Genomic DNA, 14,661 nt, shown 5'->3' with positions numbered 1-14,661 from the left:
TGAACCGCAGATGAAAGGCAGATTCAACACAGATAGACGCAGATAATTTCAGATAATTTGTAATTTTTGCAAGAAGTATAGAGAAGACTGTGGGAGGCGAAGATTGTCCCAAGAAGTCGCGCATAACCTGCGTTCTTTTGAACCCGATGTCGTGACTGTTCAACAAGCAGGAAACGCTAGACTATTCGATCGAGGATGTATTAGCGCATTTGCGATCGTTGAAAATCGGGCTGTTTTGATTGTCAACCAGTGCGATTTATTTTAACTAGACAAGCTGGAACCTGCTGCGGTATTGTGGGCTGCACCCGAAATAACGGTATTGGTAGACTAACTGCTAATTTGACATCCACCCCGACCGTCGCGGACGGGGATTCTCAAACCTCACGATTTGAATTTCTGCTTCTTAGCAACTGCCTCCATTCTCAAAGAGATTTGGTCTTATGTTCGCTCCACAGACTAACCCCGCAAGCCCTGCGGTTTTATGTGTCGAATACCAACAAAAATCTTTGTTGTTTGATTCTAGGGTTGGACTGCCCATTGCCCTGTCCTCTTTTCCCGGTCTACCTATTTTTCTTTCCCGTTGCGGTTGTCGCAAACTTATTAATTAGGGTTTATGTTCACATAGTCGCGGGTGGGTCATTGACCAATTATATTGTAACACAAAGCTGTCCTAAAAGGACGGGGTTTCTACCCAATTTTTCGATGATGCGATCTCTACTGCTGAGACTCTGAGGGGAAAATTGATTCGAGTCGATCGCACAGTCGCCGCCATCTATATATTAAGTCGATCGCCACACCGCAAAGCAATCTCAATCCGAAAATCACTGCATCGGTTTGATTGTTTGCTAGAAGCCATCGCCGATATTTCCCGCTGAAAAAAATCTAAGACCCGACTAAAACAGGACACTCTGAAATCCGGCAAATATTGGACACAGTTGGCTGGTGGGAAACGACTAGCAGTTCGTGAGGATACCGGGGACGCGGGTCATTTTCTAACCAGATGGGGGGTACCATCATCACTTCATAGTAAGCGATCTTATGCAAAACTCCAGGCTGGGACTTCAATTCTACTGTCAAGCCCGCTCGGTACTCAAATGCTTCTTCCCAATCTAAGTTTTCATTCATATCCATATTCATATCCATAGCGATCGCGCCTCTTATCTTGTTTCGTTTCTCAATTATAGAGCCCTACATAAAACATTTGGTACTTTCTGTTGTTTTTGATACATTTTTTAACTTTTATGTGATATCCCTGACAATTTAACAGAGAAGAGCAATTGTCAATAAGTAAATAGGCTGATTTTGCCGGCTGGCGACAAGCAAGCCCAACAGCTAGGCTTGACAAGAGTTTGAGTTGATATTTATCAAAAAAAGTCGGGGCGGGCGATCGAACCGCGAAGACGTTTATGACACATTCGTAAGAGAAGAGAATTTTAAGGACTGAAGTCCGAACGATCAAACCTATTTTTGCAAGTTTTTCTAGTATTTTATAAATAAAGAAACCCGGTTTATTTAAAAAACCGGGTTTCTGGATGAGTGAAAACTAAACTAATTTCACTGGGGTTTTTTCTTAGTCGCCGTCTTTTTAGCAGTTGTTTTTCTTCGCCGCCGTCTTAGTTGACTTTTTCGATGCTGCTAGTTTTTGGGCCCGCTGCTGCGGCAAGAGGGCGGGGTGATACGGGCAGGAAAGCCGATCGCACATATCGCCTTTTTGGTGGCCCAGGAGATTTTAGGCCAACGCGAGGTTATTTATGGGGCGTTTGGGGCGCGAAAACAGAAGGCTCAGGTTTCGCGGTTACGGTTGTGTGTTGCGTCACCGCTGTTGTTTTGCGGAGTCGCCAGATTTTTGAGTTGGCGATCGGGTAAAAATGTGTTTGAACCGGGTGGAATGGTAAAGTATTCCAGAGAAGATGCGATTTGTGCGATGCTTGTATTGACAAAACTCGGATTCCCGTGTGGTTGCTCGCTAGCTATCGCAATGACGGCGCTACCGATGCTTTTATCCTAGATTGCTATCCCCATCTGAGTGCTGCTGATTTAGTAAATGTTTGGGCTTATACTGAAGCTTACCCTGACGAAATTGAGGAAGCAATTAGACTGCAAGACGAGGCAGACGAAATCTTAGATACACCTGACAAGATCCAGTAAACCTACGATCGCCCTACAATAGCAAATACATACATATTGCATAAATCAAACAGGTTGTATGAAAATCCAAGAATTAGAAGCACAACTCCTAGCCTTGACGCCAAGCGAGAAAGCTCAAATTATCCAATTATTAACCCAAGATTTAGCTAACACCTGGCAAGGAATTAGCTAAACTCCCGGTGTCTGCGGCGGTGATGCTTGTATTATAAAAACTCGGATTTCCGTTTGGGTGCTAGTGAGTTTTCGCCACTTGGGTATGAACGAATCCCAACTCTTAGATAACTATCCCACACTAACTGCTACTGATTTAGCAAATGCCTGGGCTTACGCGGCCGCTTTCCCAGATGAAATTGAAATAGCTATCCGCGAGAATGACGAGGCAGACGAAATCTTAGATACACCTGAAAATATCAATTAGTAAAATATGCCATAATATAAATATTCGTTTCATAGCCTTCCACCTATGACCGCCCAAATCACCTTGAATTTGCCAGATGAAGTCTATCACCAAGCAGAATTGCTAGCGCAGCAACGCCACCGCAGCGTCAGTGAGATTCTAGTAGAAACTTTGGAAATTTTCTTATTGCCAACTTCTAAACCAGTATCAGAATTGTCTGATGCAGAAGTAATCGCTCAGACTCAACTCCGGCTGCAACCAATCCAAGAACAACGATTAAGTGAATTGCTAGACCGCCAACAATCCGGTACAATTGCCTCTGTAGAACAGGATGAATTGCAGGCATTAATCCACATCTATGAAACTCGACTACTGCGACAAGCTCAAGCCTTAAATGAAGCTGTGCAGCGCGGCTTACTCGAACCATTAAAAGGATAATCAAAATGGCAATTTCCGAACAAGTTCGAGCCAGAGTTCGCGCACAAGCTCAAAACCGATGCGGTTATTGTCGCAGTTTACAAATGTATGTCCTGGGAATATTGGAAATTGACCATATTATTCCTAAAGCGATTGGCGGTACTGACGAGGAAGAAAATCTCTGGCTGGCTTGTAGTTTGTGCAATAATTACAAAGGAACCCAAACTGACGCATTAGATCCGGTCACGCAAAAGCACGTTAAGTTATTTAATCCGCGTACTCAACAATGGTCACAATATTTTGCTTGGAGTGAAGATGCTACAGAAATTATTGGACTTACAGATTGCGGTCGTGCCACAGTTATAGCACTACAACTAAACAATAATATTGCTGTTACTGTCAGGCGTCAGTGGGTTAGTGCTGGATGGCATCTTCCAACAGACATTTCTCCTTAAAAGGTTTGAGAATCACAAATGGCCGATCGCCCGTATGGCCTTTCTGCTGGCCCAGGAGATTTTATACGCGAGGTTATTGATTGGGGGTTTGTGCGATCGGCATAATCGCGATCGAAAAGAGCCGCCGCCGACAACATTAAACACCCCAATTCTTTGAACACTTACACAAAGCATCAGTCAAGAATTACCCGGAAAGTTAGATTTATTCTTGGTTCTACGTGCCTCGATGTTTTTGGAATTTGGTGTTGCCAGAAATGCTGAGTTTCGCCAGCCATGAGCAGAAAACTGCCATCTGTCAACTCAACTTCCGCCTTTATATCTTTATCTTGCCTGTGCCGAAACATAAACCTTCTTGTTCCCCCAAAACTGACAGAACCAATTACAGGGTTCTCGCCTAATTCTGGTTCCTCATCGGTGTGCCAAGAGATTCCATCATTTCCGTGACGGTAGAGATTCAGCAAAACGCTGTTAAACTCGACTCCTGCAACATCTTCTATTCGCTCTTTCACTTCTAGTAACGTTGGTGTCCAAGGTTCAGGATTAAGATGGATACCTGAGAATGTGTATGATTTGTCCATGTCGCCGTACCAAGCAGTTTTTCGCGGCAAATTTATCTCTTTGCCATACATATTCATCTTGTCCTGCCGCCAGTTAATCTCATCGCGCAAAATTTTAAATATTCTATCACTTTCCTGCGAGTCAAAAAAAATTCGATAGAAAGTAACCTCTGCGTTTGGCATGGACAAGACTTCGCCTAGCCCATCATTAGTGAAAGAACCAAATCCAGAGAATAAGTCTCCCTGAACATAATTTACGGTAGATTTGGTTTTCATAAGAATTGTTTCGTCAGCGTTGAGTCAGGTTTACAGTGAATTGCCTCTCACATCTACTTATTCCACGCTCTTCGTACCTTCCAGTCGCAGCATAGAAAACTTCTCCTGCAACCAACAGTCACCTTACCCAACAAAAAACTATCTTCGCTTATTTTTAAGTTTCTCAATCGATAGTTTAGCAATTGTAGCTCTCAACAGAATTATAATAGGAATGGCAAGAAAAAACAAAAATGGCCACGCTCCCCACCCTACTGAGTAGATTTTTATAATCACCATCAACAGAGGTAAAACTCCAAACAGAATCCAGCTCGTAATCATTACCCACCAAGGAATTCTTCCTCCTGCTAAGCCTCTAAAAGCTGTCCCGCGAAGGTAGATATCGCCCATTGGATCGTTATCCAGATGGCACTCTCTCCTCATAAGGAGATTTGGGATTTATAGGAACTTCAATAATGATGCGATCGCGATCGATCTCATCATCGGGAAAAAATTGTTTAGAATCATCATTCTCGCTCATTTTTACCACTTTCTAATTGTTTAGAAAACAAGTATTGAGATTATTACCCTAACCTAACACTCCATACTAACAGTACAAATCTATTTCTGCAAGTTCGTCACATATTTTAACAACAAAAAAACCGGGCGGGCTACACCGTCCGGGTTTCTCGATGAGTAAAAACTACACTAAAATCAAGTTGTCTTCTTCTTACTCGCAGTCGCAGCCGCCGCCTTCTTAGTAGTCGTTTTCTTAGCAGTCGTCGTCTTCTTAGCAGTAGTTTTCTTCGCCGCAGTCTTCTCAGTTGCAGTCTCAGACTTGGCCGCAGTCTTAGTAGACTTCTTCGACTTACTGCTAGATTTTCCGCCGCCCGCCGCTTCCTTCGCTGCTAACAAATCCAGTGCTTTTTGTAAGGTGAAATTCTCCACAGACTCATCCTTAGCCAAAGAAGCATTGATATCGCCGTGTTTCACGTAGGGGCCGTAGCGGCCATCGTAAACATTGAGCATTTCTCCCGACTCTGGATGCGCCCCCAACTCCTTCAAAGGTGTGGCTGATTTGCTGCCACGCACGGCTTTTGGCTGCGATAATAACTCTAAAGCCCGATCGATCTCGATAGTCAAAACATCATCCGGCGGCTTGATCGATCGATAATCCTTACCAACCTTACCCTGGTCGTGCACAACATAAGGCCCGTACATCCCCAAATTAGCCTGCACCTTCGCCCCCGTCTCCGGGTGAGTCCCCAACAGGCGAGGTAAAGTCAACAAACTCACCGCCATATCCACCGTCACACTATCCTTATCCGTCCCCTTCGGTAAAGAAGACCGCTTCGGTTTCTTATTCGTTTCCGAAACATCCCCCAACTGAACATAGGGGCCGTAATTGCCAACCAACACATAAATCGGTTCCCCAGTTTCCGGGTGAAGACCCAATTTTTCCGGGCCTTCCGTCTTTTGCTTTAACAGAAACTCCACTTTTTCCGGGTCTAAATCAGCCGGAGTCAAATCTTGCGGAATCGATGCTTTCACCTGGCCTTCTTCGCTTTCAGCTTCCAGGTAAGCGCCGTATTTGCCGATGCAAACTTTAGCAGCAATATTCTCCAATACCACAGTTCGAGCAACTTTCGCGTCAATCTGACTTTCCTGTTCCTTAACTTGCGTAGCGAGTCCCATTTCCCCTGTATAAAACTTTTGCAAATACGGCAGCCATTTCGCCTCGCCGGTGGCAATTTCATCGAGGGTTTGTTCCATGCGGGAAGTAAAACCAGTGTCTACTAAATCGGGGAAATGTGTTTCTAATAAAGTAGTCACGGCGAAAGCGGTAAAGGTCGGAATCAGGGCATTAGCTATTAATTTCGCGTATCCCCGATCGACAATAGTACCGATAATACTCGCATAGGTACTCGGACGGCCAACCCCCTCGCTTTCGAGCATCTTCACCAGCGAAGCCTCGGTATAGCGGGCGGGAGGTTGAGTTTCGTGCCCCACAGCCTGCAAATCCTTGCAATTAGGTTTATCCCCCACCTTCAGCGCCGGCAAAATCACCTCTTGGTCTTCCAAGGCCGCATCTGGGTCGTCGGAACCTTCCACGTAGGCGCGCAAAAAGCCTGGAAAATCGATGCGTTTCCCGCTGGAACGGAAACCGGCATCTTCTACCTGAGTTTGTAGCGTGACGTGAGTTTGGCGGGAATCGGCCATTTGCGAAGCCACTGTCCGCTTCCAAATTAAATCGTAGAGGCGGAAGTCAACGCCACTCAATCCCGTTTGCTGCGGAGTCCGAAAACTGCTGCCGGCCGGGCGGATAGCTTCGTGGGCTTCCTGGGCTCCTTTGCTTTTCGTCGTGTATTTGCGCGGTTGGGGGCTGAGATATTCGCTACCGTACAGTTCTTGCACACAACTGCGGGCGGCGGTAATCGCCTGTTCGGATAAATGCACCGAATCCGTCCGCATATAGGTGATAAAACCGCGTTCGTACAGACTTTGGGCAATTCGCATGGTTTCCCGCGCACCCAGTCTTAGCTTGCGGTTAGCCTCCTGCTGTAAGGTCGAGGTCGTAAACGGCGGCGAGGGTTTGCGGGTGACTGGCCGTTCTTCGAGATTGCTAACAGTCCAGGGTTTGTTTTGAATGCGCGAGAGTAAAGCCCTGGCTTGGTCTTCGTTGAGCAAAAGTACGCGGCGGCCTGCGATAATTTGTCCGGTATTTTCATCGAAATCGCTACCGTTGGCAACTTTCACGTTCCCGACTGTGACGAGTTTGGCGTCGAAGGAAATTTTGCCCTTTTCCAAAACGGCTTTCAAATCCCAGTAGCTACCTTGGCGGAAGGCGCGGCGTTCCCGTTCCCGGCGTACTAACAGCCTGACTGCGACTGACTGGACTCGCCCTGCTGACAAACCCCAGGCGATTTTCTTCCACAGTAGCGGAGATAGGGTGTAGCCGACGAGTCGATCGAGAATTCGGCGCGTTTCCTGGGCCTGTACAACCCGATTGTCGATATCGCGGCAGTGGGTTAAGGCGTCGCGGATGGCTTCGCGGGTGATTTCGTGAAATACCATCCGCTTGATGGGAACTTTGGGTTTGAGGATTTGCAGCAAATGCCAGGAAATGCTTTCGCCTTCTCGGTCTTCGTCTGTGGCTAGAATCAGTTCTGTAGCGTCTTTTAGCGCGTCTTTGAGTTCTTTAACAATTTTCTTTTTATCTTTGGGGATGACGTAAAGCGGTTCAAAGTCTGCTTCCACGTTGACGCCGAGTTGCGCCCATTTTTCTCCTTTAACGGCTTCTGGTATTTCTTCGGCGGAGGATGGGAGGTCGCGGACGTGGCCCATAGATGCCTCTACTCGGTAGTTGGAGGGCAGGAAGTTACGAATGGTACGGGCTTTGGTGGGAGATTCGACGATGACTAAAGTTGACATGGCATCTTTTTATATATGGATGGCGGCGCAGTTAGAGTGTCTAATTTACAGAGTGTAGGTCGGATGTCAAGGCTTATGGGTACTTTAGGGGATTATTTTCAAACTACCTTAATTTTTAAGTTATTGCCGATCGGGTTGCAGGTGACAAGCTGATGCGATTTTACTGATTTCGGCGCAGAGGCTGGGAACCCTTGTCTCTGGAAGATGCACGGGGATGTCATGACTGACTGTAGCAGAATTGACGGGAACCTGGATGTTGAGACTGCTGGATGCGGGCGGATAGTTCCTGAAGGTGGCGTAGCGATCGCCAAACGTATTGCTAGTCGTAATATTGGCATAGCATAGAGTTAGCAGTTATCACAAAAATGAGGTATCGATCTCTCAATCCCTCAATTTAAAATCTAAAATCTCAACTTCTCACCTTTTTGAGACGTGAATATAAAGGGAAGACAGCCATTTCTCAGTAAAAAAATCCAGATTTATGTTAAGACCTGCGGAAAGTAGATTTTAAGTCAATACGGTTTACTTAACGCTTTTTGACGAATTTCTTAAGTCAACCATAAGGCGGTAGGGGCGGGTTTAGCTCATAATTTATGAAATAATCGACTGTATCAAGGCAAAACCCGCCCTCTTAAGTAAACCGTATTGGATTTTAAGTAATAAATTATGCACTTCAAAAATCTTTTTATCCGTTAATATACGGTATGAAATTATAATTTATAGCTGAATTCCTCGATAAAAGTAAGTAAAAACCGATCGTGAAAGTTGAGGGTGCGGAATGTGGGTAATAAGGGCGGGGGCAGATCTGCATTAGCAAGTATTTATGAAATTGATCTGATCTATGCTGGATGTTAAGCTATAGGAAAAAGTCATTATTCATCATCATTATTATTGAAAAATTTATGTTTTCTGTCGCTATCATCACGATCGTCAAAGTAGAACATATTCGAGATTACGTCGGTGAATTAGAAGATGAAACACGATCGAATGCTGAGACGATCGCTGGCGGTAAGAGTTTATGGTGAAATATCCCAAATAATCGGGAATCTTAGACACAGAAAATCGATCGAATCATCTCCATCACTCCACCCAACCCTATGAACACTCTAGAAAACACATCCCCTCAATCATTGCCTGAAATCCTTGGCTACACCATCGTTGAGCAGCTATATCTGGGGTCTCGCACGGCGGTGTATCGGGCTGTAAAAACCACTCAGCAGCGTCCGGTGGTGATTAAGGTATTGCGGCGCGAGTATCCCAGTTTTGGCGAACTCTTGTCGTTTCGCAATCAATATACGATCGCCAAAAACCTCAACATTCCTGGAATTGTAACACCCTTGAGCCTGGAACCATTGGGTAATACCTATGCCTTGGTGATGGAAGATTGGGGTGGAGTTTCTTTGGGCAATTATATCCAGCAGCAGGGATTGAATCTGACGGAGGTATTGGCTATAGCCCAACAACTCGCCGATATCCTCCACGATCTTGCCCAAAATCGAGTCATCCACAAAGACATCAAACCCGCCAATATTCTCATTCATCCCGCAACCAAACAAATCAAACTTATCGACTTCAGCATTGCATCTTTATTACCGAAGGAAACCCAAGAAATCCAAAGTCCGAATGTCTTGGAAGGCACGTTAGCCTACATCGCGCCCGAACAAACCGGGCGGATGAATCGCGGCATTGATTATCGGGCTGATTTCTATGCGTTGGGGGTGACGCTGTATCAACTGTTAAGCGGGAATTTGCCCTTTACATCACACGAGCCATTGGAACTGGTGCATTGCCACATTGCCAAAATTCCTATCCCTGTGAATCAGATGAATCCTGAAATTCCTGCAATCGTGGGGGCGATTGTCACCAAACTGATGGCAAAGAATGCCGAAGATCGCTATCAAAGTGCCAAGGGATTGCAGCACGATCTGGAACAGTGTTTGACGCAGTGGAAAGCAACCGGGGAGATTAAAGCATTTGAACTGGGAATGCGGGATTTGTGCGATCGCTTCACTATTCCCGAAAAACTCTACGGGCGCGAAACAGAAGTACAGTTGTTGCTTGCAGCTTTCAATCGAGTTGCGAATGGTGCATCCGAACTAATGTTAGTGGCTGGATTTTCTGGGATTGGTAAAACGGTGGTGGTGAATGAAGTTCATAAGCCGATTACCAGTCAAAATGGCTACTTTGTTAAAGGCAAATTTGACCAATTTAATCGCAACATCCCACTCTCGGCATTTGTGCAAGCCTTGCGAGATTTGATGGCGCAATTACTCTGTGAATCAGACAATCAACTTAAAAAATGGAAAGATCAGATTCTAGAAGCCGTGGGCGAAAATGGACAAGTTCTGATTGAGGTGATTCCCGAATTAGAACAGATTATTGGTCAACAACCAATTGCACCGGAACTGTCGGGTAGCGCCACCCAAAATCGATTTAACTTACTATTTCAAAGATTTATTGAAATTATTACGACGGCAGAGCATCCGTTGGTGCTGTTTCTGGATGATTTACAGTGGGCGGATTTGGCATCGCTTCAGTTGGTTAAACTGCTGATGAATGGCAGTCAGAATAATAGCGGCTATCTGCTGATGTTGGGGGCTTATCGGGATAATGAAGTGTCGCCGGTTCATCCGTTTGTGTTGACGGTGGAAGAAATGAAGAAAGCTGGGGCGATCGCCCATACTATCACTCTCGCACCGCTGGCATTTGAGGATACGAATCATCTGATTGCCGATACGCTAAATTGCGCGGCGGAACTCGCGCAACCTTTGACAGAATTAATTAATCGCAAAACTCAAGGCAATCCGTTTTTCACCACGCAGTTTCTCAAAGCCTTGCATGAAGACGGATTTATTCAGTTTACCCCCCCTTACCAAGGAGGAGCTACAGGGGGGTGGGAATGTGACATCACTCAAATTAATGCTCTGGCAATCACGGATGATGTTGTGGAGTTTATGGCGGTGCAGTTGCAGAAATTGTCCGACGAAACACAACAAATGTTGAAACTGGCGGCTTGTGTGGGCAATCAGTTTGATTTGAATACTTTGGCGATCGTTTCTGAAAAATCGCCCACTGATACTGCAACCGCATTGTGGAAAGCGTTGCAAGAAGGGCTGATTTTACCGACAAGTCAGGTTTACAAGTTCTTTCAGGATGCCGATCGCACAGATACTCAGAGTGATGCCAATCCAAACTATCGATTTTTGCACGATCGCGTTCAACAAGCTGCTTACTCTCTCATTCCCCAAAATCAGCAAAAGCACATACATTTTAAAATTGGCAAAAGATTACAAGCTCGTTATGCCGATAATTTAGAAGACGTTTTATTTGAAATCGTCAATCATTTGAATCTTGGTGTTGACTTTATAGAAATTGACTCCGAACGCGAAGAATTAGCTCATTTGAATTTGCGAGCTCTTGAAAAAGCGATGACTGCGACTGCTTATAAAGCAGCAGTAATATATTTTCAACAAGGAATCGATCTTCTTAAGGATAACTGTTGGGAATCTCAACATACAATGACCTTAAAATTTCATAAGTTAACTGCTCAAGCCCACTATATATCCGGTGAATATGGGCTGATGAATACGATTGCTGGAATAGTCCTCACTCATGCTGTTTCTTTATTAGATCGAATCTCTATTTATGAGATTCAAATCCAGGCTTATATCTCTCAAAATCAGCAACAACTTGCTCTAAATTTAGGATTAGAGGTTTTAAAACTGCTTCAAATCGAGTTGATTCAAGAGCGGCCTCAGCATACAGAAAATATTGAATCTTTAATTGAGTCCCCCGTTCTACAAGACCCTAAAATTATTGCAGCGCTAAGGATTCTCACCAATATTATTACACCAGCCTGGACTCTCAATCCTCAATACTTTAAGGAAACCATTTTAACGATGGTAAGCCTATCTCTTGAATTTGGAATGTGTCCGAATTCAGCTTTTGGTTTTGCTTGGTATGCGACATGGCTGTGCGAATCGGAAGGAGATATCGACTCCGGCTATCAGTTTGGCAAATTGGCCATGAAATTAGTTGATCGTTTCGCATCTCGTTCCTTACGTTCAAGCGTCTGTGTTCTTTTTGCCACTCACGTTTGTCATTGGAAAGAAAGCGTCCATCAATGCTTGCCCGTACACATCCAAGGTTTGGAGAGCGGTCTAGAAACTGGCAATCTTGAATATGCGTGTTACGCTGCTGCCGAGTATGCTCAGTATCTTTTCTTAACAGGTAAACCTCTTACAGAAGTAGAGCCGGAATGCCGACAAAAACTACAAATTATTAAAGTTCTCAAACAAGATTTTCATATTCAATATCTCGCTCCTTGGCATCAGGGAATTTTAAATTTACAGTCATACAAATTAGAAAATATCGAACAATTGATTGGAGACAGTTATGATGAAACAATGTTTTTAGAAGAAATCGTTAAAGAGAATAAACTCACTTTAGGTTTTTCTATCTTTTTTGTAAAAATGTTTTTGGCTTATCTTTTTGGTCGCTATGAAAAGGCTGTTAATTTTGGCGAGCTAGCCTGTCGTTATACGGCAGGAGTGTTTGGAACTTATTTCGTTCCTACGACCCTATTTTATCATTCTCTCTCTTTGCTCGTCCGCAATCAAGAAAATCATTCTGAACTTGATCGAGATGATTTAGCGCAGGTTGATCGTACCCTAAAGAAATTAAAAAATTGGGCGAACTTTGCCCCGATGAATTATCAACACAAATATACTCTCCTTAAGGCCGAACTTAATCGAGTGCAGGGGTGCCAGAGGGATGCGATCGAACTGTACGATCTGGCGATCGCCGGAGCCAAAACCAATGGCTACATCCAAGAAGAAGCCCTTGCGAACGAGCTCGCGGCCAAATTCTACCTAGACTGGGGCAAAGAGAAAGTTGCCGCAGCGTATATGCAAGAAGCTTACTACGGCTACGCCCAATGGGGAGCAAAAGCTAAAACCAATGACCTAGAACAACGCTACGGGCAACTCCTCGGGGCGATTCTTCAACCCACTCATCCTAGAATCCCATCAGAATTAACTATCCTCCCAACCGAGATAAGAAGCACAAGCAGCAGCCACAACCCAAATATCTGGTTGGATTTTCCCGCAGCGATTGCAGCGGCTCAAGCGATCTCCGAAGAAATTGAATTAGAGAAACTGTTAGCGACTTTAATGCGAATTGCGATCGCCAATGCCGGCGCACAAAGTGGTCATTTAGTTTTGCACCAAGATAATCAATGGGTGACAATCTATCAAGCCGATGGAGAGAGTTCCCAACTTCTAGAAATTCCCCTCGATCGATACTCAAATCTTCCCCAAAGTTTGATTTATGCCGTTGCGCGAACTCAGGAAACCGCCGTGTTTGAAAACTTAAGTAAAGAAACCCAATTTGCGGGCGATCGCTATCTCCTCACCCACACACCCAAATCTGTTTTATGTATGCCGATGAGTCGCCAAGGCAAACTCATCGGGATTTTGTACCTGGAAAATAGTATAACTGTCGGTGCCTTTACCCGCGATCGCATTGAGATACTCAAACTCCTCACCAGTCAAGCGGCGATCTCTTTGGAAAATGCTCGTCTGTACCAACAAACCGAAAACTATTCCCACAGACTAGAAGCCGAAGTTAAGCGCCAAACAGAAGCCCTCAACCAAAAAGCTCAAGCATTAGAGGAAACCCTAGAACAGTTGCAACAAACTCAAGCGCACCTGATTCAAAGCGAAAAAATGTTATCTCTGGGTCAATTAGTGGCAGGTGTTTCTCACGAAATCAATAATCCTATTAACTTTATTCATGGTAACATTAGTCATACTAAAAACTATGTCAACAACCTAATTGATTTACTCAAACTTTATCAGTCTGAATATCCTAAAGCGAGTTCAATCATTAAAGCCAAAAATGAAGAAATAGAGATCGATTTCGTGATTGAGGATGTCACAAAAATTCTAGAATCGATGGAAGTGGGTAGCAATCGCATCCGACAAATTGTTTTAAGTTTGCGAAACTTTGCTCGTTTGGATGAATCCACATTCAAAAAGGTAGACTTAAAGATGGGGCTGGAAAGTACCCTGTTGCTTTTACAAAACCGCTTGCAAGCTACTGAAAACCAACCCGCCATTCGAGTAGTCGAGGAGTACGATCGCCTGCCGCAGATTACTTGCTATCCGAGTCTACTTAATCAAGTCTTTCTCAATCTGATTAATAATGCGATCGATGCCATTCGAGATAATCCTCAAAGGGGAGATAGCCCCGAAATTCGGATTCGCACAGCAGCGATCGACTCTCAGCAAATTCGGATTGTGGTTTCCAATACTGATAGTACGATTCCTGAGAGTATTCAAGCCCGAATTTTCGACCCATTTTTTACGACAAAACCCGTCGGTAGCGGTACGGGATTGGGGTTATTTGTGAGCTATTCGATTATCGAAAAGCACGGCGGTAGGCTCACGGTGCGATCGCATCCCGGAGAAGGAACGGAATTTGCAATCATTCTGCCGATCGAATGCAAACTAATATAAGTTCGTCACCTTTGTCATTCGTTACGCCATTCAAACCTGATTCGCCAACCCCAAAATTATGCTTGTACAACCCCTGCAACTTTCCGGCTACCACCTCGTTGAAACCCTATACGAAGGCACTCGCACCGGAGTCTATCGTGCAACTTGCCGCACCAGCGATCGACCCGTTATTATCAAGAACTTGAACAACCAATACCCAACCTTCCACGAGTTGGTGCAGTTTCGCAATCAGTATACGATCTGCAAAAATCTGCCGATACCTGGTATAGCTTAACCGCTTTGGCGGTTGCTATACAAAAGAAACCGGGTTTTTTATTTAATCTCGTGGTTCCAACCAAAGATTTACGCGAAAAACCCAGTTTCTGGCCACCCGTGCGTAAGTCCTACCTCTAAATTCTTTACACTGCGGAGGCAGACATTGGGGTGCATCTCACTTTGGCGAGTATGCCAAAAAAGGGTTAAAATGAAAAAGCTAGTAAAATTGC

13 protein-coding genes and 1 pseudogene are annotated in these 14,661 nt (G+C 44.7%); 10 read left to right on the top strand and 4 right to left on the bottom strand.

Features of this window, described 5'->3' with window-relative positions; translation table 11 throughout:
* Nucleotides 1-103: 103 nt before the first annotated feature.
* Nucleotides 104-265, top strand: coding sequence for a hypothetical protein (locus K4039_RS12485; protein WP_265235509.1), 162 nt, complete (start codon nucleotides 104-106; stop codon nucleotides 263-265).
* Nucleotides 266-882: 617 nt separating this feature from the next.
* Here the strand turns inward: K4039_RS12485 and K4039_RS12480 are convergent.
* Nucleotides 883-1,125, bottom strand: a complete 243-nt coding sequence (locus K4039_RS12480; RefSeq protein ID WP_265235508.1) for a hypothetical protein — start codon at nucleotides 1,123-1,125, stop codon at nucleotides 883-885.
* A 504-nt stretch (nucleotides 1,126-1,629) separates the two neighbouring features.
* Between K4039_RS12480 and K4039_RS12475 the strand changes: the two genes are divergently transcribed.
* From K4039_RS12475 to K4039_RS12455, 5 genes and pseudogenes are all read left to right on the top strand, one after another.
* Complete coding sequence (locus K4039_RS12475) at nucleotides 1,630-1,866, top strand: hypothetical protein (protein WP_265235507.1); 237 nt, start codon at nucleotides 1,630-1,632, stop codon at nucleotides 1,864-1,866.
* A gap of 51 nt (nucleotides 1,867-1,917) precedes the next feature.
* On the top strand, nucleotides 1,918-2,148 hold the full coding sequence (locus K4039_RS12470; protein ID WP_321161602.1) for a DUF433 domain-containing protein: 231 nt from the start codon (nucleotides 1,918-1,920) through the stop codon (nucleotides 2,146-2,148).
* Nucleotides 2,149-2,206: 58 nt separating this feature from the next.
* Nucleotides 2,207-2,566 (top strand): annotated as a pseudogene (locus K4039_RS12465) (DUF433 domain-containing protein).
* A gap of 45 nt (nucleotides 2,567-2,611) precedes the next feature.
* Nucleotides 2,612-2,983 (top strand): hypothetical protein, encoded by a 372-nt coding sequence (locus K4039_RS12460; protein WP_265235506.1) that lies wholly within the window; start codon nucleotides 2,612-2,614, stop codon nucleotides 2,981-2,983.
* Nucleotides 2,984-2,988: 5 nt separating this feature from the next.
* The gene (locus tag K4039_RS12455) at nucleotides 2,989-3,417 is read left to right on the top strand and encodes an HNH endonuclease (RefSeq protein ID WP_265235505.1); all 429 of its coding nucleotides are present in this window, start codon (nucleotides 2,989-2,991) and stop codon (nucleotides 3,415-3,417) included.
* 173 nt (nucleotides 3,418-3,590) lie between these two features.
* Here the strand turns inward: K4039_RS12455 and K4039_RS12450 are convergent, their stop codons facing one another.
* The 3 genes from K4039_RS12450 to topA all read right to left on the bottom strand — a co-directional run bounded on the left by K4039_RS12450 (nucleotide 3,591) and on the right by topA (nucleotide 7,658).
* Nucleotides 3,591-4,250 (bottom strand): alpha-ketoglutarate-dependent dioxygenase AlkB, encoded by a 660-nt coding sequence (locus K4039_RS12450; protein WP_265235504.1) that lies wholly within the window; start codon nucleotides 4,248-4,250, stop codon nucleotides 3,591-3,593.
* 394 nt (nucleotides 4,251-4,644) lie between these two features.
* Nucleotides 4,645-4,767, bottom strand: coding sequence for a hypothetical protein (locus K4039_RS12445; protein ID WP_265235503.1), 123 nt, complete (start codon nucleotides 4,765-4,767; stop codon nucleotides 4,645-4,647).
* A 173-nt stretch (nucleotides 4,768-4,940) separates the two neighbouring features.
* Nucleotides 4,941-7,658, bottom strand: a complete 2,718-nt coding sequence (gene topA, locus K4039_RS12440; protein ID WP_265235502.1) for a type I DNA topoisomerase — start codon at nucleotides 7,656-7,658, stop codon at nucleotides 4,941-4,943.
* 219 nt (nucleotides 7,659-7,877) lie between these two features.
* On the opposite strand from topA, the gene K4039_RS12435 reads away from it, so the two are divergent.
* From K4039_RS12435 to K4039_RS12420, 4 genes are all read left to right on the top strand, one after another.
* Nucleotides 7,878-8,003, top strand: coding sequence for a hypothetical protein (locus tag K4039_RS12435; protein WP_265235501.1), 126 nt, complete (start codon nucleotides 7,878-7,880; stop codon nucleotides 8,001-8,003).
* A 557-nt stretch (nucleotides 8,004-8,560) separates the two neighbouring features.
* Nucleotides 8,561-8,683, top strand: coding sequence for a hypothetical protein (locus K4039_RS12430; protein ID WP_265235500.1), 123 nt, complete (start codon nucleotides 8,561-8,563; stop codon nucleotides 8,681-8,683).
* Between the two features lie 72 nt (nucleotides 8,684-8,755).
* The gene (locus K4039_RS12425) at nucleotides 8,756-14,176 is read left to right on the top strand and encodes an ATP-binding sensor histidine kinase (RefSeq protein ID WP_265235499.1); all 5,421 of its coding nucleotides are present in this window, start codon (nucleotides 8,756-8,758) and stop codon (nucleotides 14,174-14,176) included.
* 58 nt (nucleotides 14,177-14,234) lie between these two features.
* Nucleotides 14,235-14,450 (top strand): hypothetical protein, encoded by a 216-nt coding sequence (locus K4039_RS12420; protein ID WP_265235498.1) that lies wholly within the window; start codon nucleotides 14,235-14,237, stop codon nucleotides 14,448-14,450.
* The last annotated feature ends 211 nt before the right edge of the window (nucleotides 14,451-14,661 follow it).

The organism is Lyngbya sp. CCAP 1446/10 (assembly GCF_026130175.1).
Taxonomy (GTDB): Bacteria; Cyanobacteriota; Cyanobacteriia; order Cyanobacteriales; family Microcoleaceae; genus Microcoleus.
Note: the sequence above shows the minus strand (reverse complement) of the source record. Positions and strands in the feature narration are given on the sequence as shown.

Excerpts from the sequence above, each read along its gene's own strand:
- K4039_RS12460 (WP_265235506.1), top strand. The coding sequence starts at position 2,612 with ATGACCGCCCAAATCACCTTGAATTTGCCAGATGAAGTCTATCACCAA.
- K4039_RS12475 (WP_265235507.1), top strand. The coding sequence starts at position 1,630 with ATGCTGCTAGTTTTTGGGCCCGCTGCTGCGGCAAGAGGGCGGGGTGAT.
- K4039_RS12445 (WP_265235503.1), bottom strand. The coding sequence starts at position 4,767 with ATGAGCGAGAATGATGATTCTAAACAATTTTTTCCCGATGATGAGATC.
- K4039_RS12450 (WP_265235504.1), bottom strand. The coding sequence starts at position 4,250 with ATGAAAACCAAATCTACCGTAAATTATGTTCAGGGAGACTTATTCTCT.
- K4039_RS12425 (WP_265235499.1), top strand. The coding sequence starts at position 8,756 with ATGAACACTCTAGAAAACACATCCCCTCAATCATTGCCTGAAATCCTT.
- K4039_RS12435 (WP_265235501.1), top strand. The coding sequence starts at position 7,878 with ATGACTGACTGTAGCAGAATTGACGGGAACCTGGATGTTGAGACTGCT.
- K4039_RS12455 (WP_265235505.1), top strand. The coding sequence starts at position 2,989 with ATGGCAATTTCCGAACAAGTTCGAGCCAGAGTTCGCGCACAAGCTCAA.
- topA (WP_265235502.1), bottom strand. The coding sequence starts at position 7,658 with ATGTCAACTTTAGTCATCGTCGAATCTCCCACCAAAGCCCGTACCATT.
- K4039_RS12430 (WP_265235500.1), top strand. The coding sequence starts at position 8,561 with ATGTTTTCTGTCGCTATCATCACGATCGTCAAAGTAGAACATATTCGA.
- K4039_RS12420 (WP_265235498.1), top strand. The coding sequence starts at position 14,235 with ATGCTTGTACAACCCCTGCAACTTTCCGGCTACCACCTCGTTGAAACC.
- K4039_RS12480 (WP_265235508.1), bottom strand. The coding sequence starts at position 1,125 with ATGAATGAAAACTTAGATTGGGAAGAAGCATTTGAGTACCGAGCGGGC.